Origin of the sequence: Crenothrix polyspora, assembly GCF_900163755.1 — a bacterium.
GTDB lineage: Bacteria > Pseudomonadota > Gammaproteobacteria > Methylococcales > Methylomonadaceae > Crenothrix > Crenothrix polyspora.
In genome coordinates this window covers 1-21,254 of record NZ_FUKI01000101.1, presented here as the reverse complement: position 1 = coordinate 21,254, position 21,254 = coordinate 1, and the positions used below count along the sequence as shown (strand labels likewise).

At 44.1% G+C, this 21,254-nt stretch carries 19 protein-coding genes; 10 read left to right on the top strand and 9 right to left on the bottom strand.

Annotation, left to right across the window (positions count from 1 at the left end):
• Positions 1 to 402: 402 nt before the first annotated feature.
• From CRENPOLYSF2_RS07370 to cyoE, 7 genes are all read right to left on the bottom strand, one after another.
• Positions 403 to 945: an Lcl C-terminal domain-containing protein gene (locus CRENPOLYSF2_RS07370; RefSeq protein ID WP_087143314.1), complete on the bottom strand. Its 543-nt coding sequence runs from the start codon at positions 943 to 945 to the stop codon at positions 403 to 405.
• A 182-nt stretch (positions 946 to 1,127) separates the two neighbouring features.
• Complete coding sequence (locus CRENPOLYSF2_RS07365; protein ID WP_087143313.1) at positions 1,128 to 1,940, bottom strand: Lcl C-terminal domain-containing protein; 813 nt, start codon at positions 1,938 to 1,940, stop codon at positions 1,128 to 1,130.
• A gap of 73 nt (positions 1,941 to 2,013) precedes the next feature.
• Entirely contained in the window at positions 2,014 to 2,553 is a 540-nt protein-coding gene (locus CRENPOLYSF2_RS07360) for an Lcl C-terminal domain-containing protein (protein ID WP_087143312.1), read from the bottom strand.
• A 173-nt stretch (positions 2,554 to 2,726) separates the two neighbouring features.
• Complete coding sequence (locus CRENPOLYSF2_RS07355; protein WP_087143311.1) at positions 2,727 to 3,524, bottom strand: Lcl C-terminal domain-containing protein; 798 nt, start codon at positions 3,522 to 3,524, stop codon at positions 2,727 to 2,729.
• Positions 3,525 to 3,863: 339 nt separating this feature from the next.
• On the bottom strand, positions 3,864 to 4,352 hold the full coding sequence (locus tag CRENPOLYSF2_RS07350) for a dihydrofolate reductase (RefSeq protein ID WP_087143310.1): 489 nt from the start codon (positions 4,350 to 4,352) through the stop codon (positions 3,864 to 3,866).
• Positions 4,353 to 4,531: 179 nt separating this feature from the next.
• Positions 4,532 to 5,539, bottom strand: a complete 1,008-nt coding sequence (locus CRENPOLYSF2_RS07345) for a glycosyl transferase family protein (RefSeq protein WP_087143309.1) — start codon at positions 5,537 to 5,539, stop codon at positions 4,532 to 4,534.
• Positions 5,536 to 6,435 (bottom strand): heme o synthase, encoded by a 900-nt coding sequence (gene cyoE / locus CRENPOLYSF2_RS07340; protein WP_087143308.1) that lies wholly within the window; start codon positions 6,433 to 6,435, stop codon positions 5,536 to 5,538. The genes CRENPOLYSF2_RS07345 and cyoE overlap by 4 nt, the downstream gene beginning before the upstream one ends.
• Before the next feature lie 100 nt (positions 6,436 to 6,535).
• Between cyoE and CRENPOLYSF2_RS07335 the strand changes: the two genes are divergently transcribed.
• The 10 genes from CRENPOLYSF2_RS07335 (at position 6,536) to CRENPOLYSF2_RS07290 (ending at position 18,728) form a co-directional block, all read left to right on the top strand.
• Complete coding sequence (locus tag CRENPOLYSF2_RS07335; RefSeq protein ID WP_087143307.1) at positions 6,536 to 7,915, top strand: M16 family metallopeptidase; 1,380 nt, start codon at positions 6,536 to 6,538, stop codon at positions 7,913 to 7,915.
• Entirely contained in the window at positions 7,915 to 9,237 is a 1,323-nt protein-coding gene (locus CRENPOLYSF2_RS07330; protein WP_087143306.1) for a M16 family metallopeptidase, read from the top strand. Before CRENPOLYSF2_RS07335 ends, CRENPOLYSF2_RS07330 begins: the two co-directional genes overlap by 1 nt.
• Positions 9,227 to 9,778, top strand: a complete 552-nt coding sequence (gene rsmD, locus CRENPOLYSF2_RS07325) for a 16S rRNA (guanine(966)-N(2))-methyltransferase RsmD (protein ID WP_087143305.1) — start codon at positions 9,227 to 9,229, stop codon at positions 9,776 to 9,778. Before CRENPOLYSF2_RS07330 ends, rsmD begins: the two co-directional genes overlap by 11 nt.
• Before the next feature lie 429 nt (positions 9,779 to 10,207).
• On the top strand, positions 10,208 to 11,116 hold the full coding sequence (locus CRENPOLYSF2_RS07320) for a LysR family transcriptional regulator (RefSeq protein WP_087143304.1): 909 nt from the start codon (positions 10,208 to 10,210) through the stop codon (positions 11,114 to 11,116).
• 134 nt (positions 11,117 to 11,250) lie between these two features.
• Positions 11,251 to 11,643 carry a rhodanese-like domain-containing protein gene (locus CRENPOLYSF2_RS07315; RefSeq protein WP_087143303.1) on the top strand — a complete coding sequence of 131 codons (393 nt, stop codon included), beginning with the start codon at positions 11,251 to 11,253 and terminating at the stop codon, positions 11,641 to 11,643.
• A 300-nt stretch (positions 11,644 to 11,943) separates the two neighbouring features.
• Positions 11,944 to 13,755, top strand: a complete 1,812-nt coding sequence (gene typA, locus CRENPOLYSF2_RS07310) for a translational GTPase TypA (RefSeq protein ID WP_087143302.1) — start codon at positions 11,944 to 11,946, stop codon at positions 13,753 to 13,755.
• Between the two features lie 415 nt (positions 13,756 to 14,170).
• On the top strand, positions 14,171 to 14,644 hold the full coding sequence (locus CRENPOLYSF2_RS07305) for a putative lipoprotein (protein WP_087143301.1): 474 nt from the start codon (positions 14,171 to 14,173) through the stop codon (positions 14,642 to 14,644).
• 12 nt (positions 14,645 to 14,656) lie between these two features.
• Positions 14,657 to 16,489: a hypothetical protein gene (locus CRENPOLYSF2_RS07300; RefSeq protein WP_087143300.1), complete on the top strand. Its 1,833-nt coding sequence runs from the start codon at positions 14,657 to 14,659 to the stop codon at positions 16,487 to 16,489.
• Positions 16,490 to 16,929: 440 nt separating this feature from the next.
• Complete coding sequence (locus tag CRENPOLYSF2_RS07295) at positions 16,930 to 17,283, top strand: hypothetical protein (RefSeq protein WP_087143299.1); 354 nt, start codon at positions 16,930 to 16,932, stop codon at positions 17,281 to 17,283.
• A 401-nt stretch (positions 17,284 to 17,684) separates the two neighbouring features.
• The gene (locus CRENPOLYSF2_RS07290) at positions 17,685 to 18,728 is read left to right on the top strand and encodes a S1 family peptidase (RefSeq protein WP_087143298.1); all 1,044 of its coding nucleotides are present in this window, start codon (positions 17,685 to 17,687) and stop codon (positions 18,726 to 18,728) included.
• Here the strand turns inward: CRENPOLYSF2_RS07290 and dmeF are convergent.
• Together dmeF and CRENPOLYSF2_RS07280 are read right to left on the bottom strand one after the other, a co-directional pair.
• Positions 18,725 to 19,765, bottom strand: a complete 1,041-nt coding sequence (dmeF, locus tag CRENPOLYSF2_RS07285; RefSeq protein ID WP_087143297.1) for a CDF family Co(II)/Ni(II) efflux transporter DmeF — start codon at positions 19,763 to 19,765, stop codon at positions 18,725 to 18,727. The genes CRENPOLYSF2_RS07290 and dmeF overlap by 4 nt on opposite strands.
• 51 nt (positions 19,766 to 19,816) lie before the next feature.
• The gene (locus CRENPOLYSF2_RS07280) at positions 19,817 to 21,064 is read right to left on the bottom strand and encodes a DUF6748 domain-containing protein (RefSeq protein WP_087143296.1); all 1,248 of its coding nucleotides are present in this window, start codon (positions 21,062 to 21,064) and stop codon (positions 19,817 to 19,819) included.
• Between the last annotated feature and the right edge of the window lie 190 nt (positions 21,065 to 21,254).

Sequence of the window (21,254 nt, the reverse complement as noted above, 5' to 3'; positions counted from 1 at the left end):
GTTCCTTGTTTCTGCTAGGTATAAATGGCATATCTGTTTTGTTATTGCCGACATTCCGCACCCCTAAATAAAAATTCAGCATTTAAGCAACATATTGATATTTAATGAATTTTAGTATTTTAGACTTTCGAGTTAAAACAAGAAAAATTCATCTCTCGTTTGTTTTTTGTTAAATATAAGCTGATATAAATGACTTTGAAAATACGCCAAAAATTCGAAAAATTTATAACATACTGAAACTATTAAATTAAATTTAATCATAAAATTATGAATAGGGGTGCGGAATGTCGGTTATTGCAGTCACAACAGAGGTATTTTTAAAAAACCGCAGTCTAACGATGCACTTATCGGCTGGCTGACCGTGCTGTTGTTTTCTTTCTGGCTAGCCAACAACACACAAAATCACTGTTCGCTACGTACTAACCGCACCTGCGCCTCACCGTTGGTCTTGGAACTCTTGGAAGTGCCGCCGGAGGCGAAGTCGACTAACCACGCGACGTCGCGATCGCTAGCAAGAGAAGACGATGACCAAAACGCACTACCCGAAGTTGTTGGAAACACACTTAAATTAATGGCTGGATGGTGGCATTGCCCTTCTACCAAGGTAATCAGCTCCTTTATATTAGGTACGCGCCAGTCTTTATAACCAGCAAAGCCAGTGCTACTATTTATTGTTTGCGCTTGCTGCAAGGCTTGTTGCCAGTTGTCGTAGGTCGTGGCCAATAAATTGCAGGTATGGTTGGCGGCATTCCATTGCTGGCCTTCGCTGCATTTTTTCCACATCAGGCCGGTATACTTGTCAAACACTGTACCGTTGTTAAAACGGGTAAAGCGAGCCGTTGGCGTGGTGGCGGTTATGGTTTGGGTCTTGCAGGTTTGAGTATTGCCTAGCAGTGGCAGCAACACCAATAAACAGCTGAGTGTGGTTTGGCAGATTTTGGTCATTAACTCTACTCCGGCTTTAAAGATTTAATGGTAAAACAAAGCGGCATTTCAAGCCTGTTCGGCAACACGCACAGTCGAGTGTTTTGCTATATAGTCGCCAATATTTTGGTTAACCAGCCAGCAACAGGCGGTCGATCCCGCAAAATAGGTAGATTGATTCTGGGCATCAGCAAAAAGCAGTATCACTGTCCGCTACGCACTAACCGCACCTGACGACCTTCATCGTCAACGCCGTACTCTCCCCAGGCAACGAAGCCCTCGCTGAAGTCGATGTCCCATGCCCATCCAGGGGGGGTACTGTTGTTGGCATAAGGAGCCGACGACCAAAATACCCCGATATTGTATTCAGGGAAATACTTTTGATCCAGTGCCGGCTTGAAACGATCCAGTGAAAGTAACCCCATTAATTCCATGAGAGTGGGCATACGCCAGTCTTTATAGCCACACCAGCCGGCCTTGTTAACCGCTTTGACATAGGCATCGGTATCGCAGCTTGTAGTATTCACACATTCACCACCGTTTTGATAGCCTGCATAACCGCCATTGGTTTTCTTATTGGGGTTATACCAACTGTAGGTCCAGTCCATATCGTGCAAACCGTTATCATTGGTTTTAACTTCCCACATCAGGTGCGTTACGTTGTCTTTTACACAATTCCACGTTTGGGAGCTAGCCGGTAACGCTTTGCCCGTGTTGCTGATTTTGGTAAAACTAAAACCGGCATGGCCGTCGGTATTGTTGTTGTACTTTTTATCGCGGCCGTATTGGGCATCTTGGCCAGGAAAGCCAGCTACTGGGCAAGGAAAATTATTTATAGAGTTATTTGAGCAAGTAGCAATGCCGGTGTCGTTAAGCGGCATTTTATAAGCAGGTTTTGGAGCGGGATTAACAACGGTGGCACTTAAGGCCATATGGCTAAAGGGCAAGGCAAACAATATTCCGACAATGATGGGTACAGGCTTAAAGCGTTGCCTGGTGCTGAGACTAGAAGTCATCGTAAGCTCCTTATGCTAGGTATAAATGGCGTATCTGTATTGTTTTCTGTCTCCAAGCCAACAAAACACAAAATCACTGTCTGCGGCGCACTAACCGCACCTGACCTTCGTCGATATCGCCGTTGCCCCCGGAACTGCCGTTGTTGAAGTTGACATTCCATGCGACATCGTAGTTATCGTAGTCAGTAGGAGACGACGACCAAAAACCTTGAATTGAAGTTGTTGGAAACACCCTCAGATTAATGGCTGGATGGGCGCATTGCTCTTCTACCAACGTATTCAACTCCTTTATATTGGGTACGCGCCAGTCTTTATAACCAGCAAAGCCCGCTTTGCTATTTAACGCTTGCGCTCGTCGCAAGGCTTGTTGCCAGGTATAGGTGGCGGCAAATAAATTGCATGTGTGGCGGGCGACATTCCACTTCTGGCCTTCGCTGCATTTTTTCCACATCAGGCCGGTATACTTATCTAACACCGTACCGTTATTAAAACTGGTAAAGCGAGCCGTTGGCGTGGTGGCGGTTACTTGGGTGTTGCAGACTTGGTCGTTGCCTAGCAATGGTAGTGGCAATACCAACAAGCAGCTTAGTGTGGTTTGGCAGGTTTTCGTCATTAACGTTACTCCGATTTTAAAGATTTAACGGTAAACAAAGTGGTATTTTAAGCCTGTTTAGCAGCATACAAAGCCGGTTACCTTACTATAGTCGACAATATTTTGGCTCAACAGTCATGATATCCCGCCCAACAGATAGAGCTATTGATTCTTGGCATCAGCAAAAGACAGAATCACTGTCCGCTACGCACTAACCGCACCTGATGGCCGTAACCCTTGAAGTCGTTATCACTGTAGCCGCCGTTGTTGAAGACGAAGAGCCATGCTCGGATGACAGTGTCGACAGAAGGAGACGACGACCAAAACATCAAAATATTGGACTCAGGGAAGTACTTTTTATCCAGTGCTGGATCCATCCCATTTAATGAGGCCAAAACTATTAATTCCATTCGAGTGGGCATGCGCCAGTCTTTATAGCCACACCAACCGGCCTTGTTAACCGCTTTTACATAGGCATCGGTATCGCAGCTTATAGTATTTACACACTTACCCGCGTTTTGATAACCTTCAGCACCACCATTAGTTTTGTTATCGGGGTTATACCAACTGTAGGTCCAGTTCATATCGTGCAAACTTTTGTCATTGGCCTTAACTTCCCACATCAGGCGCGTTACGTTGTCTTTTACACAATTCCAGTTCTTGGCACTGGCCGCTAACGCCTTGCCCGTGTTGCTGATTTTGGTAAAACTAAAACCGGCGTGGCCGTCAGCATTGTTGTTGTGCGTTTTATCGCGGCCGTATTGGGCATCTTGGCCAGGAAAACCCACGACTGGGCAAGGCAAGCCACTTTTAGATTCATTTGAACAAGTAGCAATACCGGTGTCGTTAAGCGGTATTTTGTAAACGGGTTTTGGAGCGAGTTTAACAACGGCGGCACTTAAGGCCATATGGCTAAAGGGCAAGGCCAACAGTAATCCGGCAACGATGAGTACAGGCTTAAAGCCTTGATGGGGACTTGGATTAAAAATCATCGTAAGCTTCTTATTTTCTGTTATTTACATAGGGTGTATCTGTTTTATCACTGTAAACTTGACATTGCGTTTATTTATACTATTCGATTCGATAATACACCTAACTGAGCAATGCAGCAATAAACTTTATCTATAGTTTTTCAGATAAATAACTTCCATTTTGTGAAAATAAAATTATTTTTAATCAGCATGTTACAGAGTAATCAGTGGCGTTATTTATTTGAAAGTCTATAAAGAAAAATAAGCAACTGACTCCCGAAACTCTAAACACGTAGCAAGCAAGACAAACTGCCTTTTATCAGTCCATCTAACCCTTGTTGGCAATACTGTCAACTACACTTACTTACGTTGATAAGTTATAAAACTGTAACTAAATGACACATCAGGGTCATCATTTACATCTTCGCGTGCTGTTTCTAACCACTGCTCTTTATCCAAGACGGGAAAAAAGCTATCTCCTAAAAAATCTTGTTGTATATCTGTCACATACAAAGTATCTGCATATGCCAATGTAGTTTGATACAACGTGGAACCACCAATAATAAAAACACGCGATACCGTCGTGCAACAGTGCTTTAACGCCGCGTCAATACTGTCAAACACCGTGCAACCGTCTTGTTGATAATCAGGATTTCTACTGATAATAATATTGCTACGACCGGGTAGCGGCCTGCCGATGGACTCAAAGGTTTTTCGCCCCATAATAATCGGCGAGCCCAAAGTTATTTTTTTAAAATGCTTAAGATCTGCCGACAAATGCCACGGCATTTGGCCGTCAAGACCAATAACGCCATTGCGTGCCATCGCAACAATGAGTGATATTTTCATAAGAAAGTGCTTACTGAAGTTTTTAAATGAAGAAAAAGCATCACAGGGTTGCAAATTTTTTGCTTAGAAACATCTGAGCGCCATTGAACAATTTTTTTTAGTGTAGGTGCAGATTTATCCGCACAACGCGAGTTAAACTCAGCCGTGACGTACGCGTTCCTAAGCGGTAAAACCACGGTCTATTTTAATCGATCTCGCCAAAAATCCGCCGCCAACGCCTGCGCTTCCTGCTGCGTAGTCGCCTTACCCAACAACTTTAACGCGACCGCCGCCGTGCCTATCACCGCCGCTTGGGCATATTCATCCACAAGCTCACCGTGCCAAACCAAGGCTAATTGTTTAGGATCAAGCTGCTCAGGCTTTACATGTCGGCGTGCAAATAACGCGGGCCAGATTTCATCTGATAATACGCCGTTATGGACGCTTTGCACTAAACATTCCACATCCGGATTACACTCAGTTTCACCGCCATCGCCTTTTAACACCGCCGCATGGGGTTGGTTTAACAACTGTGCAGCCAATTGATGCACTGGCCGGTAACCCGGATGAAAAATTCCCTGAATACTGCACGGTGCATTAAACGGATTTAACAAACGCACCAAGGTATGTACGGGCGAACGTAAACCCAGTACCGGACGCAGCTCAATAATCTCATGCAGCTTAGAGCAAAAATGCTCTAAAGAAAGATAGCTAAAATGCTGTGCTAACAGTTGCTGCTTAGCCTCTGCCACCGAGGTAGCCGCCCGCAAACCCAAAAACGACAACATGTCTTCGGTATACACACGATCCGCCGACGGACCTTTAGCACCGTGCATAAACACATTAATGCCATTATGAGCCAGTAATAAGGCTGACAATAAAAACCACGGTAAATGCCGACGCTTACCGGCATAAGATGACCAGTCCAGATCAATGTGTACCTCGTCAGCTACCATGCCACAAGCGGCTCTGGCCGCCAGGACAAAACCAGCTAATTCTTCCGGCGTTTCTTCTTTTACACGCATTAACATTAAGAATGCGCCCAGTTGCACAGGCAATACTTTATCAGCCATAATTAGGCGCATGGCGCGGTAGGCTTCATCTTGCGTTAAAGGCCGCGAGCCTTTTTTGCCTTTGCCCAGTATGCGGATAAACTCTGCAAACACATGCTCAGGCTGATTGGTTTGTTCGTGGTGAGTAAAGGTCATAAGGTGATACGAAAATAATGATCGATTAACAGTGCGGCAAACAACACGGTAATATACACAATTGAATACCAAAACGTGGTCATAGCGGTTTTTGCGTCTTTGTTACGCATCATTAACAACGCATAATAAATAAACCCTAAGCCCATCGGCACAGCAATGGCCAGATAAATCAAACCACTCATGTGGGTAAGATAAGGCAACACGGTGACGATCAGCAGCAATATACTGTATAAAAGAATGTGTAAACGGGTGTGATTAACCCCGTGAGTAACCGGTAACATGGGGATTTTATGGTCGAGAAAAATTTGCTGGTATTTTTCCAGCCGAGCAATGGATAACGGCCAAAAATGCGGCGGCGTCCACACAAAAATAATCAATACCAATAAGATAGCATGCGGATGTATGCTACCGGTTACCGCACACCAGCCCAATAACGGCGGTGTTGCACCAAACGCACCGCCAATAACGATGTTTTGCGAGGTCATACGCTTTAAATATTGGGTATAGATAATGGCGTACCCAAACATGGACAATAATGTGAGTACCGCAGTTAAGGTATTAACCAATATTAACAGTATTAACATAGCCAAAACGCCGACCACCGCTGCAAACTGTATCACTTGTTGCGGCGTTAAATACCCCATAGGAATCGGGCGATGCGGATTGAGTTTTTTATCAATGTCTCTGTCCACATAATGGTTAATAGCCGCCGCCGATGCAGCGGCTAATGCAATCCCCAAATTACCGTAAATAAGTGCAGACCACGGCGGAAATAGCGGAACAGCCAATAACATGCCGACCGTTGAGGTGAAAATCATTTCGATAACAACGTTAGATTTACACAAATTCAGGTAACATTGCCAGGTAGCGGGTCTGTGGGTAGATGGCTTTTGCATTAATTTATAACTTCCAACTTTTTAATTATCCAATAGAATACAGTGAACCATTGATTATTGAAATAGTCCGAAGGACTAGCTTTTTACTAAAGGGAGAGTTATGTACAAACAATTAATAGGACTCGTGTTATTAGCTGTGCCGGTATTGGCCAGCGCAACCGTTAGCAAAGTATCTGAACACACCTTGCGTAACGGCTTTAAAGTTTTAGTAAAAGAAGACCACCGCTCACCGGTAATGGTATCGCAAGTGTGGTACAAAGTCGGCTCCAGTTATGAGCCTGGTGGCATTACCGGCGCGTCGCACATGTTAGAACACATGATGTTTAAAGGCACAGACAAACACCCCGCCGGTGAATTCTCCAAAATTATTGCCGCCAACGGCGGTGATGAAAATGCCTTTACCGGCCAAGATTACACCGCTTTTTTTCAAACCATGTCGGCTGACAAATTATCGGTGAGCTTGGAGCTTGAAGCCGACCGAATGCGCTATTTGCATTTATTGCCCGAAGAGCTGAAAAAAGAATTACAAGTGGTCACCGAAGAGCGCCGTATGCGCACCGATGACAACCCACAAGCCAAAATGCAGGAGCATTTTATGGCCATGGCGTTTAGCAACAGCCCGTACAAAAATCCAGTCATCGGCTGGCCTGCTGATATTGCCGCGTATACCGTGAAAGATTTGCAAGCGTGGTATCAACGCTGGTACGCGCCCAATAATGCCACCTTGGTGGTAGTGGGCGATGTTAAGCCGCAAGAAGTATTTGATCTGGCGCAAAAATATTTTGGTGCATTAAAAACCAGTGACATTGAAACCTTAAAACCCCAAACCGAAGTCGAGCAACTCGGTGTGCGCAAAATAACGGTAAAATTACCCGCCAAACTGCCGTACCTGATCATGGGTTATAAAGTGCCGGTATTAAAAACCGCCGATCCCGAATGGGAAGCCTATGCGCTAGAAGTATTAGCCGGTGTGTTAGATGGTGGCAGCAGTGCGAGGTTAACCTCAGGTTTAGTGCGCGGCAAGCAGCTTGCTGTATCGGCAGGTGCAGGCTATAACATGACGGATCGACTACCAACCTTGTTTGAACTGCAAGCCACGCCCAACGAAGGCAAAACTGTACACGATTTAGAAACCGCCTTAAAAGCCGAGATCACCAAGTTGCAAAAAGACTTGGTCAGTAGCGACGAATTGCAGCGCATAAAAGCGCAAGTTTTGGCCAGCAATGTCTACGAAAAAGATTCCAATTTTTATCAGGCTATGCAGCTAGGCATGTTGGAAACCGTGGGTTTGGGCTGGAAAAAAGCCGATGACTACGTTGAAAAAGTCAATCAGGTCACCGCTGAGCAAATTCGTGCTGTGGCCAAAAAATACCTGATTGAAGATCATTTGAACATTGCCTATCTGGAACCGCAAGCCATCAATAATTCTGAAAAGACCGAAAAAACCGAAAAACCTGCTGCTAAAAAGGGAGCAAAATAATGCCAAAACGTTTAGTGTGTTTATTGTTATTGCTGGCCTGTAACAGCGCGTGGGCGGCTGCAAAAATTGAAAATTGGCGCACCGCACAAGGCAGTCGTGTGTACTACGTACAAGCCGATGGTTTGCCGATGGCGGACATTCAGGTGGTGTTTGATGCGGGTAGCGCCCGTGATGGCAAGCAATTTGGCGTGGCCTCGTTTACCGCAGATTTGCTGGACAGCGGCGCAGCTGATTTAAACGCTGACGATATCGCCAAGCGTTTTGAAAGCGTCGGTGCTATTTTTAGTGCCGGTGCCAGTACCGATTTGGCTACCGTGTCTTTGCGCAGCTTAACTGATCCCGCCTTGTTTAATAAAGCCCTGGACACCCTACAGCTTATTTTAACCAAGCCTGCTTTTAGTAAAAACGATTTTAGCCGCGAACAAAAACGCACGCTGGCTATGCTCAAGCAAACCGAAGAATCGCCGGGGGATTTGGCTGGCATCGCGTTTTCCAATGCCATCTACGGCGAACACCCGTATGCTCACCCCACCGCTGGTGTTATCAAAACTGTTGCGGCGCTGACAGCGAAAGATCTGAAAGAGTTTTATAAACAACACTATGTCGCCGCCAATGCAATGGTGGTGATCGTTGGTAATTTAAGCAAACAACAAGCGGAACAAACTGCTGAAAAATTGCTGGCTGGCTTGCCAACCGGCCAGAAGCCAGACGCGTTGCCTGATGTTACTATGCCCAGTAAAGCCAGTGTGCAACATATCGAATTCCCTTCCTCACAAACCCATGTTTTGGTGGGTTTGCCCGGCAGTTACCGGAAAGATCCGGATTATTTCCCGCTCTACGTCGGCAATCATGTATTAGGTGGCAGTGGTTTGGTGTCTAAATTATTTGATGAAGTACGTGAAAAACGTGGCTTGGCCTATAGCGCGTCCAGTTCATTTTCGCCGTTGTTAAAACAAGGTCCGTTTACCATTGGTTTACAAACCCGTAATGACCAAACCCAGCAAGCCTTGGAAGTGCTCAATAAAACCTTAAGCGACTATATTACCAAAGGCCCAACCCCAGAGGAATTAACCGCTGCCAAGCAAAATATCGTCGGTGGTTTTGCCATGCGCTTTGATACCAATAAGGAACTGGCCAATTATGTGGCGATGATCGGCTTTTACGACTTGCCACTGGATTATCTGGATACCTTTCAGCAAAGTATAGAAAAAGTGACTGTAGCAGAGATTGTCAGTGCGTTTCAGCGCCGTGTTAATCCACAATTATTGCAAACCGTGACCGCAGGTCAGCTGAAGCAGGCGACAACCGACAGTGCAAAATAAGCTACGTATTATTGGTGGGGCATGGCGTAGCCGTAATATTACGTTTAGCGATGCACCTGGCCTTAGGCCGACACCGGCACGGGTACGGGAGACGCTGTTTAATTGGCTGCACTATGATATTGCTGGCAAGACGTGTTTGGATTTGTACGCAGGCAGCGGCGCACTGGGATTTGAAGCGGCCTCCAGAGGCGCTAAATCTGTTGTACTGGTAGAAAGCAACGCGCAGGTTTGCCTGTCGTTAAAAAACAATGTGGCGATGTTGTCGGCTCAGCAGATTAGCATTGCGCAAACGGAAGTGTCGCGTTTTTTAGCGGCGACTGCGCAAGGCTTTGATGTGGTATTTATTGACCCCCCGTTTACTAAAGATCTCGTGCCAACGACCTGCTTGACACTGGAAAATAACGGTTGGCTAAATCCGCACGCCAAGATTTATATAGAAACTGAACGGTCACTCACGCTATCCGGTTTACCGGCTAATTGGCAGGTATTAAAGCATAAAACAGCCGGAGAAGTGGCGTATCAGTTATTTGAGCGTGGCTAATGTTAGGTAAAACCACGCAAGAACTCCACAATTAGGCTACCCACTTAAGGCGGGACAGTTTTAGGTTAAGCCGTTCGTGGTGAGCTTGTCGAACCATGAATAACAGCCTTCGACAAGCTCAGGCCGAACGGTAGTTGTAGTTTATTGTCCCGTCTTAAGTGGATAGCCCACAATTACAATTTAGTTGTCCACGAAAAACACAAAAGGCACAAAAGGCACAAAAAACCATATATTCCGTATTTTGGGCTATCCGCTTAACATGAGACAAAATAAGAATGTCCGCTGTAGGTTGGGGTGACGCTAGGAACCCCCAACATAATGATGGATCGTATCGTTGGGGTTCGTTACCTCACCCCAACCTACAAGTGTGTCTCAACTTAAACGGGTAGCCGATATTTCTACACTAAACTCACCGAACATAAGAACACAATGGATAAATTAACCAGTATGAATGTGTTTGTCCGTGTCGCCAAAGCCGGAAGTTTTGCAGCGGGCGCACGCGAACTGGATATTTCCAGAGCGATGGCCACCAAGCATATTATGTCGCTGGAAAGCGATTTGGGCACACGGTTATTTAATCGCACCACCCGTAGCTTGAGTTTAACCGATGTCGGCGTTTCTTACCTAGAACGCTGCCAGCACGTACTCACCGAAGTTGAAGAAATGGAAGCGGCCGTCACCCACTTACAAACCGAGCCGCGTGGCTTGTTACGTATCAGTGCGCCCTACGGCATTGGCTCAACCCATATTGCCCGTGCCGTCGCCGAATTTTTAAAAATCCACCCCGATTTAACCGTGGAAATGATTTTGCAAAACGGCCCAATGGATTTGGTGGATGAAGGCGTTGATGTCGCCATTTGTTTAGGGGCGTTAGATGACAGCAGCTTAGTCGCGCGAAAAGTCGCCACGTCTTTACTGGTAGCTTGTGGCTCACCTGAATATTTTGCACAACACGGCGTACCGCAAACACCGCAAGATTTATTGAATCACAGTTGCTTAGTAAACTGGGCAGTTGCCCCCAAAGACAAATGGCGCTTTAAAACTGAAACCGGTTATACCACCATCAATGTCTCAGGTCGGGTATGGGCCAATGTCGGTGAGCCGGTGCGCATTGCCGCCATTAATGGCTTAGGTTTAGTGATGCTGCCATTTTATGTGGTCGGCAGAGATATTGAAAAAGGCAAATTAAAAGTCGTACTAGAAGATTATTTATTGCCGCCGCTGGATGTCTACGCAGTATATCCGCATCGAAAATATTTATCTGCCAAAGTAAAAAGCTTTATGGATTTTTTGCAAGATTGGCTAGAGCATCGCGTTAGTATGCCGCCGCCTGAATAATCTAACAAAAACAGCAGTATCACATCTGTTGTGATTACTTGACCAGTGCTTGATAACTGCGATAATAGCCGACCAAACAGTGCAATACACTTGCGCCGCATATCCTTGACAAAACAACCCATAGGCTTCTGTTTATGATAGAAAATTTAACACCACAACAATGCTGGGCTTTATTACAACGTGACCCTACGGCAGTGATTGTCGACGTGCGTACCAAAATGGAACATCTGTTTGTCGGTCATCCGCTCGGCGCTGTACATATTGCCTGGAAAGAAGCTCCCGACTGGCAACTCAATAATAATTTTATCAACGAAGTTAGCAACACCGTGCCCGATTACACCACCCCTATTTTATTACTGTGCCGCAGTGGCCAACGCTCATTAGATGCAGCTTTGGCGCTAGATGCTATAGGTTATAAACACCTCATCAACATCGCTGATGGTTTTGAAGGTCCGTTAGACGCACACAAGCGCCGTGGCAACCAAGCGGGCTGGCGATTTTCTGGCTTACCTTGGCAACAAAGTTAATCACACGCATTATTTGCTATAATAGCTGTGTCTCAATAATGCAACATCGGGCTTAGTCCAAAATGTTGAAATATATCCACTAATACATCGATAACCCGCGTCATTGCAGGCCAGATAATGCTGTATTGCACTGACAACACGCTAGGTTCAACACTCGCCTCGCATTTAACATCGATAGACACTTGTGCGTTTTTAGTACACAAAGCCCTGTATTAGATAGATCTAACCGTTTCAAATGTTAAATAACAACCGTGCTGACAAACACACCACCCCTCCTTTAAAAACAGTAGAGTACAACAAGTGATTGAAAAACTAAGAAACATTGCAATTATTGCACACGTTGACCACGGTAAAACCACCTTGGTTGATAAATTATTGCAACAATCGGGTACGTTTGCCGCGCACACCAAAGTAACTGAACGCATCATGGATTCCAATGATATTGAAAAAGAACGCGGTATCACTATTCTGGCTAAAAATACTGCGCTGGATTGGAACGGCTACCATATCAATATTGTTGACACCCCTGGCCATGCTGATTTTGGTGGCGAAGTGGAGCGTGTGTTATCAATGGTTGACTCGGTGTTATTATTGGTTGACGCGGTGGATGGCCCTATGCCACAAACCCGTTTTGTCACCCAAAAAGCCTTTGCTTTAGGGCTTAAACCGATTGTCGTCATCAATAAAATTGACCGCCCTGGCGCACGTCCTGAATGGGTGGTTGACCAAACTTTCGATTTGTTTGATCGTCTAGGCGCTACCGATGAACAATTGGATTTCCCTATCGTATACGCCTCTGCTATCAACGGTTACGCCGGTTTAGAACACACGGTAACCGGTGGCGATATGACCCCCTTATTTGAAACCATTATTGAAAAAGTCAGTCCACCGCCAGTGGATATGGATGGCCCGTTTCAAATGCAGGTTTCAAGCTTGGATTACAACACCTATGTGGGCGTTATCGGTATTGGCCGTATTCAACGTGGCAGCATTAAACCCAATCAACAACTGACTATCGTTAACCGCGAAGGCGTTGAACGTAAAGGCCGCATGTTACAAATCTATGGTTTTCATGGTCTGGAGCGTGTTGAAGTGGCCGAAGCCCGTGCCGGGGACATCATTGCGTTTGCCGGTATTGAAAAACTGGAAATATCTGACACTATCTGTCATCCCGATAAAGTAGAAATCATGCCGCCATTAATGGTGGATGAACCCACGGTCACCATGACTTTCCAGGTGAATAACTCACCGTTTGCTGGCAGAGAAGGCAAATATGTCACCACCCGCCAAATCCGCGATCGTTTAGATAAAGAATTGCAACACAACGTGGCACTGCGCGTTGAAGATACTGGCGATCCAGACAAGTTTAAAGTCTCTGGCCGTGGTGAATTGCATTTGTCGGTTTTAATTGAAAACATGCGCCGCGAAGGCTTTGAAATGGGCGTATCGCGTCCTGAAGTTATTCTAAAAGAAATTGACGGTAAAAAATGCGAACCGTTCGAAATGGTGACCATCGAAGTGGAAGAAATCCACCAAGGCACCATTATGGAAAAACTGGGCGACCGTAAAGGCGATTTGACTAATATGGTACCCGACGGCAAAGGTCGTATCCGTTTGGAATATATGATGCCGTCACGCGGCTTGATTGGCTTCCAAACCGAATTTATGACCGCCACGTCAGGCTCAGGCTTGCTATACCATGTTTTCGACCATTACGGCCCCATGAAAGCCGGTGAAGTCGGTAATCGACTGCGTGGTGTCATGATTTCTATGGTCGCTGGCAAAGCCGTTACTTATTCATTGCATCCTTTGCAAGAACGCGGTGAATTGCTGTTAGTCAATGCCGATGAAGTTTATGAAGGCATGTTGGTCGGCTTGCATTCACGCAGCAATGATTTGTGCGTTAACCCGTGTAAACCCAAACAATTAACCAACGTGCGTGCTTCAGGTACTGATGAAAGTTTGGTATTGGCGCGAATTCAAAAAATGACGCTAGAACAAGCTTTAGAATTTATTGCTGAAGATGAGCTAGTCGAAGTTACACCAAAATCAATACGCTTGCGTAAAAAATTATTAACTGAAAACGAACGTAAAAGAGCCGCTAAAAGCTAATTTGTCATCGGTAGATTGGGCTATGCACAGGCTAGCCCACTTTGCTATTGATAAACACACACGCATAAAAAAGCCTCAGAACAACAGAGGGGGTTCTGAGGCTAAAGCCGTCTTAATTAAAACTGCATCCTTTCTTTAGCATCCTGCTAAAAAGCATCCTTATCCTTTTGTTGACGACGACTTAATTATGGCAAAGAAATCAAAAAAGGGAAGCCCGCTAATGCCTAATTATTAGTAATCTTTAGATTACGTAAAAATAAACCCGAAGTTGATAGCGTAGTTAAGCACTGTAAACCACTGATAATACACTATACCTTGATTTTCATTAAGCCACCATAAAAAACCCAAACCTCAAATAATTATTTTACAAAACCGCACTTGTTGCGCTTTATTGTTATTAATAGGCAGAAATAGCATGATTAATGTAAATCATTTAACGTCGATTAGCTACACAGCGCTCAGCGCCAGCATTATTATTTTACTGAGCGCCTGCTCCATCTCCAACGGCGCAGGTTCATCCTCCGATAGTGCAGGCTCAATGGCAAAAAGCTCAGACAGCATTTCAGGATCGTCGACTTCCTCCAGTAAAAGCAGCGAAAACGACAGCAAAACCAGTCGTTATGAAAACGAAACGCAAGAGTTCATCGCCACTTATTTACGCTCAACTGCTAATACGCCCGACCAACACACATTTATGGCAGGTATCAGCGATGTCGCCGCCCAAAATGGCATTGTCGACTGGGAAGCTAACCCACACACGTATCACGCCATTGGCATGGCGTTAAAAAAGATAAATCTACCTCAAAACCAATACGAGGCTTACAAAAGACAATTCACCCGCAGCGATAACATCAAGATGGCGCTGATTCAGCAAGGCTATCAACACTAAATCAAGCTCAGTGTGAAAATAGCCTTACTCGGACTACTGGTATTTGCAGGTAGCGCTCAGGCGAAGAATTTTGAGTTTTTATACATCAACGCCAGCGAAGGCAATTCCAGTGGTGGTCATGTGGCTATTCAGCTGGGTGATGCGGTTTACGATTATCAGTATAAAAACGCACACATCCGATTATTTAAACACGATGCTAATGCGTTTCGCGTCAACTACCAGTTACGGCAAAACCGCAGCATTCGCTCAGCCGACATTAAAATATCTGATGTAACTTACGAACAAGTCAGCCACTATTTTAAAAACCAATATTTTCAACAATCGCAACAACTTAAACAATTACAAGCGGCATATTCTAATCACGCTTTATTAGCTGCGTTACTGCAATGGAAAGCCCAAAAACCAATCACACCAGCACTATCTGAACTATTGCCACGCTTACTGGGTGCAGGGCTGTTTTATCCTGATAAAAATAGTCCCACATTGCCAAAAAGCACATCAAACTGTAAGACTGAGCAATCAAGCACCAACATCAGTGCTGAACTTAAGCGGCAACTGGCAAATCAATACGGCAAAGATTTTTTAGTACAAAAAATTAACGCGCTTAAAAGTACACTGAGCCAACTCAAGCCGACAGTTATCAGCGAGCTATCGTCTTACCCTTATGCTTATTCCGAACATTACAGCGATCTATCGAACGCTTTATTAGCCTTACAAACCCTGCAAACTTCTCAACCACTGACCACCAACAGCTGTTTTCAAATCAAGCGTGCCGATATGCCGATTAATCACGCACAGATAATACAAATACGAGCATTTCGGCAAAGTTTGTTGCGTTCGGCACACACACTCATTGTGTCAAAACGCCCTGATTGGGGTTATGCCTTATTTATCACATTGGCGAGACTGATCGTCATTGAACACAGCTTACAATCACGCCACTGGACATTTTTAGATGACAATGACGAAACCGTCCATCCTGTTTCCAATCAAAAACTAAAGCTGTACCCACAACACTTGCAACAGCAACGCCATGAGGATGAAAAGCACTTACAACACACGATGTTTGCGTTACAGTCTGAGCCAGACCTGCAAGAATCGCATTACGTAGAGATGGAAATAGCCGCAAACCGTTATCAGCAATGGCTAAACAGTGACAAAACCGGTGTGTTAGCTTATAAAAACCAGCAGGCTGTACCGAGAAAAAGCCTGTCTTTAAACGATTTTTTACTGACCGAGTTAAGCACAATACAATTAAACACGGCACTGCATCAACAACACATCGCTAACAATGACCTAACGCAACACGATCGTAAACATAGCGCGTATCATTTGATCACTAAAAACTGCGTCACAGTGCTGTTTGAACAGATCAATAGGGCGGTGTCTGGACAATCGGTGCGCTTATTAGGTGGATTTATTGATCCTCAAACAACGTTTATCCCATTTCAAGCCTTTGCTGCGGTGCAAAATACTTACAATGTTATCAAAATAGCAGAACTGCCTGCCTACAGACAACAGGCATTAACCAAAATGTATGCACGGGAAGTAGATAGTTGGGCGTACACGCGAGAGGCCAATATATTTAGCTCACGACTTTATAAGCACAATCCAGATGATGCCTGGTTTGTATTTTTTACCGACGACACCGTTTTATTAAGACCATTATTTGGTGCGGTAAATATGCTGGCCGCAACCAGCCAAAGTGTATACGGCTTGACACGCTGGCCATTCGATAACGGTAAAACACTAAAAATAGGCGCTAGAGGTATGTTAGCGAGCTTACCAGAGCTGCTATTTTTTAATATTCGCAAAGGTAGCTATCCTTATCCTATTGAATATTAAAGCGTTTTCACAGTTCAATAGTTACAGCGTAACCGTTCGCACTGAGCTTGTCGAAGTGTGCCGTTCATGCTTCGACAAGCTCAGCACGAACGGTGGCTGTAACTGTCCTAAGTTGAAAACGCTGTACCTTATCAAATAATTAACCGATGCAACTGCCAAACTTATAAATAATTTAATTGATTCATTATCTGTTCAGGTTCATAGGCGTAAGCTACACCCATGAACAATATAACTGCTCTATACTTAGCAATTAATTAGCCACTGTATTGTTTTAAACGATTATTGGCTAAATAAGCGGTGTCACGCATTACACTTTATTATTTTGTTTTAATGAGGTATTTTAAGGAGGCCATCCCAGATAACCGTCACTTTTTAAAGCTAACGATTATATTATTGCGGTTACACCACCGTTACCGCTTACACACTACCGAGGGTTTATTATGCAAAACAAAACATTATTATTAGTTTCATTGTTATTAGTGTCTGGCGCAACATTCGCCGAATCAACTGTTTTGGGCGCGGCTACTGACATGGCAACTAACGTGGCTAAAGACAAAGTCACTGAAGCTGTTAAAAATCAAGTGACCGAAGCAGCCACCAGCGTGCTTCCCACAACAGAAGCTCCCAAACCAAGCGCCGTTGCAGCACCTGCGACAAGCACAGTAACAGCCCCTGGTGCAACAACAGGCGCAGTAACAGCCGCCCCTGCATCAACCACAGAAGCGGTGAAAACCAAAGCCCCTGAAGTAGCCGCTGTTAAAAGCAAAAAACATAATAAAAAACGCAAGCATTAATTCCAAGAATTAAGTATAAATTGCAGAATACGAGATCTTAGCGCCTTGTGTTCTGCGTTTTACTTTAATACCCGCCAAATCGTTAGATAAATAACTTGTATTTTTATCGGTACAAAATAATTTAAAATCAATATGTTATATAATCAAGCCTAAGGTTGTTTGCCTGAAAACCTATAACCTCGGCACCCATACCCATTTATTCAAAGAAAAAATAAAGTTTCATTACCAATCAATTAGATGGTTAGCGCTTACGCTCATTTAAATAGCTCATCATTGTCTGCACAACCACCCTGCCCTACAAACCTAAAATAATACCTCAGCCAAACGGTGTATTCGTCAGCACAAATACCTTTAATATACTATACTTATGCCCCTTCCTATTACACTAGACAGGCGTTTTTATGGGCATAAAACACTATTGTATCTGCTTTACTCTGGCCGCATTTAGCACATGGTCATTAACGACATCTGCCGCTATCACCACTAAAATTGTCGGCGGCAAAGCGTCTTCTGCAAACCAATGGCCCTGGATAGTGGCTTTATCAAGAAAAGGCAATGATAATTATCAAGGCCAATTTTGTGGGGGCAGCGTTATAAGTCCAGCCTGGATAGTGACGGCAGCACACTGTCTTGAAAAAGAAAAATCAGCAAATATTAACGTTATTTATAAAGTCCTTAATTTAAAATATGATGTCGGCCAAGTATTTACCGTTAAGCGCATTATTTTGCACCCAAAATATAATATTAAAAACCACAGTAATGATATTGCGCTAATACAATTACAAAAACCTATTACCGGTGTAACTGCCTTACCTTTGGTCACCGGAAGTTCACCACTAGTAGGTATAAACGCTGCTATTATTGGCTGGGGGGCATTATCTGAGTTTGATTCCATACACTCGATATACCCAGAGAATTTATACGATGCAGTATTACCGATTATCTCCAATGCCGTATGTAAACAATCGCCTGATGGCGCACAAATAGTCGACACCATGTTGTGTGCAGGCACTAGCAATGCAAATATAGACAGCTGTACCGGCGATAGCGGTGGACCTTTAGTTATTCAACAAAATAAACAATGGCGTTTGGCGGGTATTACTAGCTGGGGCAATGGTTGTGCTAATCCTGGTTATTACGGGGTTTATACACGGGTATCTAAGTATGTCAGTTATATTAATGGCATTATGAAAACAAATTTCATCGCTTTAGCGGATGTTAACAAAGATAAAGTGATTAATTCACTTGATAAAACTAAAAAAAATAATGATTTAAAAGCAGAATTTCAAACGTGGGTTAAACAATGTTGGACAACAAAAAAACCTTGTGCCAATATTAATACCGATGCGGTCATCAATCAAAATGATTACCTGCAAAGAAGCAGGCGCGTCACCACTGATTTCAACACCTGGCGCGATCTCTATTGGCAGCCTGAAATACGTTAGGCCTGCCCTGCATCGATTAAGGTTGACGCATTATGAGCCGATAAATCAGACGCTAGACAATCTTCGTCCGAACACAGATTGACTTCAACCGTTATATGCGCCAAATGATTTTTACTACCGTGCAAATTAAATTGTGTTAACAAGGCTTTATAGTAATCGGGTTGTTTAGGATGGTGCGTCACTACGGACATCATAACGGCAAAATACCCAGGACTAACTCGCCAAATATGTAAGTCAGAGATGCGATTATCCGCATCGGCTTCAATCGTCTCTTGTATGGCAGCCTTGTAACGCACCGAAATATTTTCATCTAATAAAATAGGGCTGGTTTCTTTAATTAACCCATACGCCCAGCGGCTAATAACCAATGCACCTATAATACCCATAATAGGATCTAAGCCGCTTAAGCCATAATACTTGCCAGCAACCAACGCGATGATAGCTAATATTGACGTTAAAGCATCGGCAAGTATATGCAAATACACCGCTCTCAGATTATGATCTTCTTCATGCTCAGCATCAAACGCATGTTCAAAATCTGATTCACTGTGATCAGTGTCGTCAGTATCAACAGGAATATGGACATGATTTTTAACTAAAAAAGCACACACCACATTAATCAACAAGCCAAATAGTGCCACATAAATAGCTTCGTTATACTGAATAACATGCGGTGTAAATAACCGTGCCACCGACTCAACCAACATAACTAACGCAACAACACCCAGCGCAATAGAGCTTGCAAACCCGCCTAAAACACCTACTTTACCGGCACTAAAAGCAAAGGTATTGTCGTGAGTATGCAAACGCGAATAACGATACGCAAATAAAGTAATCATAAAGGCTGCAATATGCGTTGCCATATGCCAACCATCAGCCAGCAATGCAAGCGAGCCAAATACAATACCCGCGCCAATTTCCACTAACATCGTAAAAACTGTCAACACTAAAATCAGCTTGGTACGGCGCTCGCCTTGTTTGTTACTGACGACAAAATCATGCCTGTGCTGTAAACGATTTAATGCGTTATCGTGCATATAAAAACCCGTATTTTTAAGATAAAATCCATTTAAAATAAAATGCGCTAATTACGGTGCATAAACACTGCACACGCCACCTATTGGCTCTAAATTTCCAGGCGGATCACAAGCGTCAACACAGCTTCTCGAAATATTACTGCCTGTTTCACCCGTAACAGGATCAGTGAAAGCTGCGCCACCGTAAGTTATCTTTTCTAATTTGGGCGCAACACAGCCAAAATCCGTTTCGCAACGACCATTTTTGGCCTGATAACCGCTAGCACAACTTAAAATAGGCAGATAAAACTGTCTGGCTACAAACACAATCTCCGACACCTCGCCACCAACAGCTAGCGTATAGGTTTCGGTACGATGATTTCCCTCAGCCAATAATAAACCACCTTGGCTTAAAATATCATCGGCCATACTGCGTTTTATTTTTGCTGTTTTAACGCGATCTAAATTAACACCTACAGACGTTGCAGCCTTAGAACTGTTTAACACATATTCTTTTATAGAAGGGCAAGGTGCCATAATACAGCGAATTCCAGTATCTTTAAAACCTGCAAAAAACTTACCTACCCTATGCGATGCGTCGCCCGCCGCCTCATAAGCGGCACTGACGGTAAACTGATCGCGCAAACCGAAATCCTTAAAGTTTTCTGGCGATAACCAGCCGTAAGTCAAAAGAGCATCTAACGCGACAGCAGGCTCATGTATGTTTCCCCAATCTACGCTAGGCACATAGCATTCATTACGCGTAACTTTATCAGCGCATTGGGTTTTCGTTTTATTCACCTGCTTAACAAAATAACCACCGCACATTGGCGACGCGCATTTGCGCATATCACGTCTGATTTTAAAATAGCCTTTCTGTTCTGTCACAACAGTAGACTTGATAAGTTTCGCTATCAGGCTATATTCCGTCATACTGCCATCAAACGGACGCTGATCAACTGCTCCATTTAAGCTGATTTTTTTACCATCAAAATAGCCTTGATAGCCATTATCAAAATTTGCCGCATCTAGTTTGGCGATAAATTTTCCATTTTTATAATCCGCTAACAATGCCGATATTCCAGGCTGTCCATTACCTTGATTTAAAAATCTTATTTTTCCATCGTATAATTTTGCACTAAAATTACCCGTAAGCTTTGTTTTAGTCGGTAGTAAATTCGCCGGATTACGGGCGGGCGTTGTTGTGGCTACACCACGGGTTATCTGAAATTTATAAAGCGTTTCTGCGATACCCACCCCTGTACGTGTTAGCACGGCAAAAAACAAAACACACTTAAATAACAAATTTATTTTAACCATGACTTAAACCCCTTAATCAATATAACTGCCATACACGGTAAATCAGTATATACCAAACAAGTTTATTGCATAAGCGCCAATATCGGCCCTAAATCCATCCGTTCATCATCACAATTAAGACCTGCCGACTAAACAACCACCGGCTAGGCCGGTGGGTTTAAGGTATCGACTGAAAGTCGGGATACACGTC

What these genes read in the sequence shown, in the direction of transcription:
- CRENPOLYSF2_RS07370 (WP_087143314.1), bottom strand. Translation starts at nt 945, where the DNA reads ATGACCAAAATCTGCCAAACCACACTCAGCTGTTTATTGGTGTTGCTG.
- CRENPOLYSF2_RS07365 (WP_087143313.1), bottom strand. Translation starts at nt 1,940, where the DNA reads ATGACTTCTAGTCTCAGCACCAGGCAACGCTTTAAGCCTGTACCCATC.
- CRENPOLYSF2_RS07360 (WP_087143312.1), bottom strand. Translation starts at nt 2,553, where the DNA reads ATGACGAAAACCTGCCAAACCACACTAAGCTGCTTGTTGGTATTGCCA.
- CRENPOLYSF2_RS07355 (WP_087143311.1), bottom strand. Translation starts at nt 3,524, where the DNA reads ATGATTTTTAATCCAAGTCCCCATCAAGGCTTTAAGCCTGTACTCATC.
- CRENPOLYSF2_RS07350 (WP_087143310.1), bottom strand. Translation starts at nt 4,352, where the DNA reads ATGAAAATATCACTCATTGTTGCGATGGCACGCAATGGCGTTATTGGT.
- CRENPOLYSF2_RS07345 (WP_087143309.1), bottom strand. Translation starts at nt 5,539, where the DNA reads ATGACCTTTACTCACCACGAACAAACCAATCAGCCTGAGCATGTGTTT.
- cyoE (WP_087143308.1), bottom strand. Translation starts at nt 6,435, where the DNA reads ATGCAAAAGCCATCTACCCACAGACCCGCTACCTGGCAATGTTACCTG.
- CRENPOLYSF2_RS07335 (WP_087143307.1), top strand. Translation starts at nt 6,536, where the DNA reads ATGTACAAACAATTAATAGGACTCGTGTTATTAGCTGTGCCGGTATTG.
- CRENPOLYSF2_RS07330 (WP_087143306.1), top strand. Translation starts at nt 7,915, where the DNA reads ATGCCAAAACGTTTAGTGTGTTTATTGTTATTGCTGGCCTGTAACAGC.
- CRENPOLYSF2_RS07320 (WP_087143304.1), top strand. Translation starts at nt 10,208, where the DNA reads ATGGATAAATTAACCAGTATGAATGTGTTTGTCCGTGTCGCCAAAGCC.
- CRENPOLYSF2_RS07315 (WP_087143303.1), top strand. Translation starts at nt 11,251, where the DNA reads ATGATAGAAAATTTAACACCACAACAATGCTGGGCTTTATTACAACGT.
- CRENPOLYSF2_RS07305 (WP_087143301.1), top strand. Translation starts at nt 14,171, where the DNA reads ATGATTAATGTAAATCATTTAACGTCGATTAGCTACACAGCGCTCAGC.
- CRENPOLYSF2_RS07295 (WP_087143299.1), top strand. Translation starts at nt 16,930, where the DNA reads ATGCAAAACAAAACATTATTATTAGTTTCATTGTTATTAGTGTCTGGC.
- CRENPOLYSF2_RS07290 (WP_087143298.1), top strand. Translation starts at nt 17,685, where the DNA reads ATGGGCATAAAACACTATTGTATCTGCTTTACTCTGGCCGCATTTAGC.
- dmeF (WP_087143297.1), bottom strand. Translation starts at nt 19,765, where the DNA reads ATGCACGATAACGCATTAAATCGTTTACAGCACAGGCATGATTTTGTC.
- CRENPOLYSF2_RS07280 (WP_087143296.1), bottom strand. Translation starts at nt 21,064, where the DNA reads ATGGTTAAAATAAATTTGTTATTTAAGTGTGTTTTGTTTTTTGCCGTG.